Raw genomic sequence first — 7,945 nt, forward strand, 5'->3', positions numbered from 1 at the left:
AGTGGCCGCGGCCAGCGAGCTGCGCTCCTGGCCTATGAGCCCCAGCGCAACCTGCCGGGCATCGCCGGCACCTCAGGCCTCAGTGCCGCGCTCGCCTTCGGCACCCTCAGCCCGCGCCAGGCCTGGGCGACGGCCCGCGCTGCCCGCGACCTCACCCGCAGCGAGGAGGAGCGCACGGCGATCAGCGTCTGGGAGCAGGAACTGGCCTGGCGCGAGTTCTACCAGCAGGCGCTGTTCCATTTCCCGGAGCTGGCGGAGGGGCCCTACCGGCCCCAGTGGCGTCACTTCCCCTGGGAGAACGACCCCGAGCGCCTCGAGGCCTGGCGGCAGGGGCTCACCGGGGTGCCGATCGTCGATGCGGCGATGCGGCAGCTCAACGCCAGCGGCTGGATGCACAACCGTTGCCGCATGATCGTGGCCTCCTTCCTGGTCAAAGACCTGATCTGCGACTGGCGCCTGGGGGAGCGTGCCTTCATGGAACGCCTGGTGGATGGCGATCTGGCGGCCAACAACGGCGGCTGGCAGTGGAGCGCCAGCAGTGGCATGGATCCGAAGCCCCTGCGCATCTTCAATCCCGCCAGCCAGGCCGCCAAGTTCGACCCGGAGGCCATTTACATCCGCACCTGGCTGCCGGAGCTACGCCACGTGGCCACGGCCGATCTGATCCGCGGCGAGATCGCTCCCCTGGAGCGCTGCGGCTATCCTGCGCCAATCGTGAGCCATCAGCGGCAGCAGGCCCACTTCAAGGCTCAGTACTCGGCCTTGCCACGAAATGGAGCGGAGGCGGTCCCGGGCTCAGTGGACAGGTCGACAAGACTTGCGTGAAGACCACTCCCAGCGGTTGCATTCATCCGGTTCAGCGCCTTCATCGCCGCGCAATGATCAATCGAAAGCAGCCGTTGCCGAGAGAGGGCAGGCTCTGTATTGGATTCCTGGGCAAAGCGAGCATCGCTTACTGGCGTGGCATATTGTCACTGGATTGAATGCCAAGAAAGTCACCTTCTTTGTTGCTTAGCGGTGCATAGCGTCTGCCCATGACTGCAGCAAACTGCCATCTGGAGAGAAGTGCGCGGTTATGAGCTGGGGCTTGATTTTCAGACCCATCTCAGCTTGCCAAGGGACTGATCCGAAGGCTTCCGAATCCTCCCTAGCGAATGCACCACCAGGACCTGCTATCCGATCGACAGGCAGACGACTGGAGTGTCGATTTGCACGTGCCGACCTCGTGCCCACGAATGGACAGATGACATCTCGCAGAGATCGCACTCTCCCAGAGGTCATCGGGCGTTACCGAAAATCCAGGAATTCATGCGATGGTGAGTTGACCATAATTTAGCCTTCCCTGAGCGCTATTCAGCCATCAATCATGAAAGTTGCTCGGCTCCGCTTTCTGCGCAAGGGCAACATGCAAGCCCCCTGCAGCGGGGCTGTCATCGAATTCACCGGGGTCGACCCTGCTGAAGAGCTGGACGCAGAGAGGCTGGCCCGTTGGCTCACGGCGCTTCCCACCAGCCTGAGGCTCTCACCGGCTGATTGCCAGGGTCCGTTGGTCGCTGTGCTGCCAAGGCTGCTTCTGGCCTGCAGCGAACACGCCCGGCTGGAGCAGGCACCAGTTCGGCTGCTGCATCAGGGGCCAACAACCCTCTGCCTCTGGCTGCCTGTCGATGACCCCAAGGCCGCCAAGGCGGTCGCAGCCCTCAGCATTCATATCGTTGAGGCAGTGAGGCGGGGCAACCTGCCTGATGCGACCACAACCAACCACTGGAACGCACTGCGCTCCCGCTTCTGGAACCAGACCCACGCCCACCTGGCCCGGGCGGCCAATCAGCTGGGAATTCCGTTTGCTCTGGTGGACAAGGATTGGCAGCGGTTTCTCCAGTTGGGACAGGGCTGCCACTTGCGTCTCTTCCATGAGACCCTCACCGATCGCACCCCACTCTTTGCCCGCTCAGCCACCAATAAGGAAGCTCTCCACAACCTGCTGAAACATCGCGGTGTGCCTCTGCCGGCCCAGGAAACAGTCGAGACACTCGAGAATGCGCTGGCCGCCGCTGAACGGATTGGCTGGCCAGTGGTGCTCAAGCCCGCTTCCGGTGGCAAAGGCCGAGGCGTATGGGTCGGGCTGAGCGACCCGATGGAACTGCGACAGGCCTGGCAGAGCCAGGAGCAGAGCGGCGAGGGGCGGCAGCTGTTGCAGCAGAACCTGACGGGGGCAGACCATCGCCTGCTGGTGGTGATGGGCAAGTTGCTGGCGGTGGCGCAGCGCCAACCGGCAACGCTCATCAGCGATGGCCTGCTACCCCTGCACAGGCAGATCGCAGTCCTCAACGCTGATCCGGAGAGGGGCGTGGGCTATGAACGCCTGAAGAATCGCGTCCCGGTGGACGGCCGGCTCGATCTGATCCTGGGCGAGCAGGGCTTCACGCTGGCATCTGTACCTCCGGCCGGCACGCGGGTTCAGCTCTCCCGCACGGCCAACATCTCCCAGGGCGGCACGGCAATCGATTGCAGCGCCCGGGTGCATCCCGACAACCGCCGCCTCGCTGAGGACATTGCCCAACTGATCGGTACCGACGTGGTGGGCCTCGACCTGATCAGTCGTGACATCGGCGTGAGCTGGCGTGAAGGCGGCACCTGGCTGCTGGAGGCCAACCTCTCCGCTGGCCTGCGGCCCCATCTCCTGGCCGATCCTGATACCGATCTGTGCCAGCGGATTGTTCGCCTCTGGATGGGTGAGCATCCACAGGCGGGCCGGATCCCCATCGCGCTGATCACCGGCAGCGTCGGCAAGACCACCACAAGCCGCATGCTCGCCCATTTGCTCCTCGATGCCGGGAAGCGGGTGGGCCTCTGCTCCAGCACGGGTGTGGAGCTGGACGGGCAGCTGATCAAGGCCGGTGATCTGGCGGGAGGCGGACCGGCGCAGTGGCTGCTGCAAGACCGCCGGATCGAAGCCCTGGTGGCGGAAGTCGCCCGGGGTGGCATCCTCATGGCCGGCCTGGGGATCGAAAGCGCTGATGTGACCGCCGTGCTCAATGTGCTGGATAACCACGTCGGAATGGACGGTATTCGCTCGCGCGAAGATCTGGCCCGGATCAAGGCGGTCGTGGCCCAGGCTGCCGAAAAGCTGTTGGTGGTGAATGCAGATGATCCTCTGACACTGGGCATGGCCCAGAACCGAGACCCCGCCACTGTCGCCCTGGTGAGCGAGGATCCGGGGTGCAGCGCCTGGCACGCCCACCGCAGAGCAGGACACCTGGTGGCGAGCTACAGCAGAGAGCGGCAGGGGAACATCAAGTTGCACCATCAGGATCAGCAGCTCCTCTCTATCGCTTTGCGCGAGATTCCCGCCTCAGACGATGGGGCCGTCGGCACGATTGCCACAGCTGCAGCATTCTCCGCGGCACAAGCCATTGGGCTTGGCCTCAAGGCAGACCAGATCATCCAGGGGCTGCGAAATTATGGGCTCAAGGCGAGCCATCGCCGCGGGCGGTTTGAAATTCTGATGCGCGAGCCCTGGCAAGTCGTGCTCACCTGGGCCGATGGCCCTGAAGCGATGGCCTCCCTCTCCAGCTACGCCCTGGCCGCCACCGAGGCGGAGCCATGCCGCAGAATGTTGCTCTGCTCAGCCCCGGACACCCGTCCGGATGCTTTTCTGCAGAAGGTTGGTCAGGCCACCTGGGGCTTCGATCTTGTGGTCTGTGCCGCATGGAGTGAACGGAGGAACAGAACTCCAGACATGGTGCCTGCTCTTCTGGCCAAGGGAGTGCGCAGTCTCGGCCCCGACGGGCCAGCGGTATTGGAGTCAGGACTGGAATCCGAAGCAGTGGCCTTGCTGGCCGAGCAGATCCGGCCAGGGGATTTTTGTGTGGTCTCCACCTTTGAGAGTGAAATCATGAGGGGAAAATTGCTCGCAGCCTTGAGCTGATCGAACCCCGGTTGATGGTCGACCCTGGGTATGCCCTGTGAGGCTTGCCACCCACAACTAACCAATCAGGAGGGGACGAAGTGTTTCGATTCGCTGCTGCATGGTTCCGTAGCTGAGCGGCACCGATCAGGCAGGCACAGACACCTTCAGGGCCGACTGAATCACACTCTTGAGAACCTCAATCACCTGCTGCTGCTGCTCCGCACGCAGCTCCGGGAAGATCGGCAGGCTCAGCACCTCGGCGCAGAGGCGCTCGGTGACCGGCAGGCTGCCGGGTCCGTAGCCCAGGGCGGCGTAGGCGGGCTGGCGATGAATCGGGATGGGGTAGTAGATGATCGTGGTCACGCCGGCTTCCTGGAGCTGCTGCTTGAGCCAGTCGCGGCAGCAGGCCTCCGGCAGGCCGAAGTCGGCGCTGTCGGAGGCGGGGGTGCATTGGCCGCCGCAGGCGGCCTGGCCACCGGGGCAGCTGGGGACCCGCACCACGAACTGGTTCCAGCTGTGCCCCGCCGGCCCGGCCAGCGGCAGCTGGATGCCCTTCAGATCGGCCAGGGCCCCGTCGTAGGTGGCGGCGACCCCGCGACGGCGCTCGATCCAGCGCTCCAGGTGGGGCAGCTTGACGTTCAGCACCGCCGCCTGCATGGCATCGAGACGGCTGTTGTAGCCGAGGGTCGTGTGCAGATAGCGGCGCGGCATGCCATGCACCGCCAGCTCCCGCACCGCCTGGGCCACGGCGGCATCGCGGCAGGTCACGGCGCCACCGTCGCCGGCGGCGCCGAGGTTCTTGGTGGGGAAGAAGCTGAAGCAGCCCGCATCCCCCCAGCTGCCCACCGGTTGCCCGGCCCACTGGGCACCGGTGGCCTGGGCGCAATCCTCGATCACACGCAGGCCGTGGCGACTGGCGATGGCGCAGACCCGCTCCATGTCCACCGGGCGGCCGAACAGATGCACCGGCATCAGGGCACGGGTGGCGGGTGTGATCGCCGCCTCGATCTGATCCAGATCGATCAGATAGGTGTCCGGGTCGACGTCCACGAACACGGGTGTGGCGCCCACGGCGCTGATCGCCTCGGCGGTGGCGAAGAAGCTGAAGGAGCAGGTGATCACCTCGTCGCCGGGACCGATGCCCAGGGCCCTCAACGCCAGGATCAGGGCATCGGTACCGCTGTTGCAGCCCATCGCGTGGGGCACGCCGCAGGCCCTGGCGAAGGCCTCCTCGAAGCGGGCGATGCCGGCGCCGCCGATGTATTGGCCACTGCGCAGAACCTGCAGTACGGCAGCGTCGAGTTCCTCCCCGAGGTCCTGGAGCTGCTCGCTGAGACTGAAGGGAGGCACTTGCATGGCGGACACCTTAAGGCCAGTTCCAGCCTGCAGGAACCGCGATTGCGGGGCCTTCAGCGTGCCCAGGCCGGCTCCTGGCCTGGAGGCCATTTGATGTTGCAGCCGATCGAGGCGGTCTGTTCCGGTGCGACGGGCCGGCCGGCCAGCAGTGCCTCGATGGCGGCCCGCAGATCCCGCCCGTCCAGGGGAACGGCGTTGCCGGGGCGGCTGCCGTCCAGCTGGCCGCGGTAGGCGAGGCGCAGATCGGCATTGAACAGGAACGGATCCGGCGTGCAGGCGGCCCGCAAGGCGTGGGCCAGTCGTTGGTCATGGTCGAGCAGGTAGGGGAAGGTCCATCCGTTGCGCTGCGCCTGGTCCTGGAGTCCTGCCGGGCCGTCCTGCGGATGGGTGAGGGTGCTGTTGCTCGAGATCCCGATCAGCTGCAGCCGCCCGCCGTAGTCGGCCTGGAGCCGGCTCAACTCCGGTTCGATGTGCTTCACAAAGGGGCAGTGGGCGCAGAGAAACAGCACCAGCAGCGGCTGGCCGCCCAGGGCCGCAGGCTCCAGCGGGGCACCGGCAACCAGCTCGATGCTGCCGCTGGTCAGGGCCTCGGCCAGTTCCGCCAGGGGCAGGGGGGTCCCCAGCGGCAGCATCGTCGAGGGGGTGAGGGCCATGACCGGGGCGGCGTTCTGACGCCGATGCTGCAGCAGCCGCCCGCCGTTCGGGGAGGATCGGGCCACTTGGATCAGCCCGGATTGACGGATGTCCCGCAGCCCCAGCGTTTCCGTCTGGCGGCTCTGCTCTGCCTGGGGGGGCTGGTGGCGCTGATCGGCGGCTGTGTTCCCGCCCATCGCCATCCCAGCTGGGCCCTCTACCCCCTGCAGCGCCGCGTGCCCCACGACGGCCTGGCGGTGGTGAGCCAGCCCGATGGCTACGGCCTCCATCTCTGGCTGGACACCGACACCCGCCAGGAGGGGGTCTGCAAGCCGCGCTGGAATCCCAATCCGGCTCGGCTGTTCAACGGCAATGGCACGGCGCCGTTCAGCTCCGGGCTGGCAACCCAGCAGGAGTTCTTCGCGGCGGTGGCCCGCCCCGATGTGCAGCGCCTGCTGCGGCGCGAGCTCGAGGCCCTCTGTGCGGCCCGGGCCCCGCGCAGCAGCTTCACCTGGGTGGAACCGCCCCGCCGCCCCCAGGACATCAAGCCCGAGGCCTTCCCGCAGCTGGAGGAAGCCGACCTGCTCAGCGATCCGGAAGCGGTGCTGCAGCAGGAACGCAAGCTGCTCGGCGAGGATCCGCCGATGGGGCCTCCGCCAGCGGGTGTGCCCTGATGCAGCCGCCTCGGGGTTCGGCCTGCGCAAGGGCCTGCGGGTCAGGGCCTTCCGCGGCCAGCGGCGGCCCAGACCCTCGCCTCGGCGCGGCGCCAGTAGCGGCTGAAGCGCCCCAGATCCACCGCCTGCTCGAGTACAATGAAAGGCTCGGGCGGCAGCACCGTGAGAGGCAAAGCGCCGGCGAGCTGGGCCTGGATCGCCGCGAGGCGCGGGTCCACGGCGGCGCTGGTGACGATCCCATCGGCGCCGTGACGTTGCGCGAACGCCAGCAGCTCGGCCGCTGGGTCGCCGTGGCGGATCGTGACCGGCAGCTCCACCAGGCACTCCGCCAGAAAGCCAAGCCGCTTCAGGCTGGGGGGCGGGCCGCTGGTTGTGGTGCCGGTCAGCCAGGCGCTGTCGAAGACGAACAGGGCCGGCCGGCCCGGGTAGGCCCGCAGGGCGGGGTTGGCGGGGCCGAGGGCTTCGCCGTGGATCCAGAGGACCGGTCGCTGGGGTGGATCCGGATTGGGGCGGCTGGTGCCCGTGGGCGCCAGCGGTCCAGCTGAAACGGCGAGGCCGGAGGCAGAGGCAGTGGAAGGCTCTGGCGCCGGGGGTGGAGGGCTGGGAGTTTGCGGAGCCGGAGCTGAAGCCGGCGGCGCCTCAGTGGCCCATGGGAACAGCTGCTGCTGCAGCTGCTCGTAGTCGGCGTCGAAGGGACAGCCTCCGGCGACATCCGGGCCGCCGCGGCGGGCGGCAGGACAGCGGGCGCAGAGGCTCTGGCCGCCGTAGCGCTCCAGGTTGGCCCGGTTGAAGATGTAGGGCTTGCTGCTGAAGCTGCTGGCCACCCACTGCCAGCTGAGGGCGTTACTGGCGGGGTCGCCATCCAGCAGGTGCTGCAGGAACCACTCGGCACCGGCCTGCCAGCGCACCCGGCGCCAGTGCACCACATAGGAGGCCAGCCAGAGGCGGGCGTGGTTGTGCAGCCAGCCGCTGCCGATCAGCTCGGCCGCAAAGGCATCGATGCAGGTCAGGCCGGTGCTGCCCTCTTGGATGTCGGCTGGCAGCACGGCGGCGTAGCTGGCGGCGGGGTGGCCGGTCTTGAGCGGTTCGCGGTCGTGCCAGATGCCGTCGCCCAGCTGGTGCCAGAGGCGTTGCCAGTAGTCGCGCCAGCCCAGCTCGGCGATCAGCTTGGCGGCGGCGGCGCGGGGGGCACCGCTGGTCTCCAGCCAGGCGAACACCGCGTCGCGCACCTCGGCCAGGGTGAGCACGCCGTGGCGGATGTAGGGCGACAGGCGCGTGACGGCGCCATCGAGGGCATTGCGGCTGCGGCCATAGGCCCCTGGATCGATCGCCGCCAGGCGCCGCTCGGCCGCGGCTCGACCGCCACGGATTG

Annotated in this window: 5 protein-coding genes and 1 pseudogene; 3 read left to right on the forward strand and 3 right to left on the reverse strand. The window is 67.4% G+C overall.

Annotated features, from left to right (window positions below):
• The coding region (locus VB716_RS11130) for an FAD-binding domain-containing protein (RefSeq protein WP_323270506.1) at positions 1–825 on the forward strand (825 nt) is incomplete at its 5' end.
• Between the two features lie 541 nt (positions 826–1,366).
• Positions 1,367–3,928: a Mur ligase family protein gene (locus VB716_RS11135; RefSeq protein ID WP_323270507.1), complete on the forward strand. Its 2,562-nt coding sequence runs from the start codon at positions 1,367–1,369 to the stop codon at positions 3,926–3,928.
• A 126-nt stretch (positions 3,929–4,054) separates the two neighbouring features.
• Here the strand turns inward: VB716_RS11135 and VB716_RS11140 are convergent, their stop codons facing one another.
• Together VB716_RS11140 and VB716_RS11145 are read right to left on the reverse strand one after the other, a co-directional pair.
• Entirely contained in the window at positions 4,055–5,266 is a 1,212-nt protein-coding gene (locus VB716_RS11140) for a DegT/DnrJ/EryC1/StrS family aminotransferase (RefSeq protein ID WP_197157981.1), read from the reverse strand.
• Between the two features lie 53 nt (positions 5,267–5,319).
• Positions 5,320–5,919, reverse strand: a complete 600-nt coding sequence (locus VB716_RS11145; protein WP_323270509.1) for a thioredoxin family protein — start codon at positions 5,917–5,919, stop codon at positions 5,320–5,322.
• Between the two features lie 81 nt (positions 5,920–6,000).
• Here VB716_RS11145 and VB716_RS11150 point away from each other — a divergent pair, with 81 nt between their 5' ends.
• Entirely contained in the window at positions 6,001–6,573 is a 573-nt protein-coding gene (locus tag VB716_RS11150) for a hypothetical protein (protein ID WP_323270508.1), read from the forward strand.
• A 653-nt stretch (positions 6,574–7,226) separates the two neighbouring features.
• Here the strand turns inward: VB716_RS11150 and VB716_RS11155 are convergent.
• Positions 7,227–7,945 (reverse strand): annotated as a pseudogene (locus tag VB716_RS11155) (FAD-binding domain-containing protein); the annotation flags it as partial.

The organism is Synechococcus sp. CCY9201 (assembly GCF_034931105.1).
GTDB lineage: Bacteria > Cyanobacteriota > Cyanobacteriia > PCC-6307 > Cyanobiaceae > CBW1002.

Coding starts and splice junctions, on each gene's coding strand:
- VB716_RS11140 (WP_197157981.1), bottom strand. CDS start 5,266: ATGCAAGTGCCTCCCTTCAGTCTCAGCGAGCAGCTCCAGGACCTCGGG.
- VB716_RS11145 (WP_323270509.1), bottom strand. CDS start 5,919: ATGGCCCTCACCCCCTCGACGATGCTGCCGCTGGGGACCCCCCTGCCC.
- VB716_RS11135 (WP_323270507.1), top strand. CDS start 1,367: ATGAAAGTTGCTCGGCTCCGCTTTCTGCGCAAGGGCAACATGCAAGCC.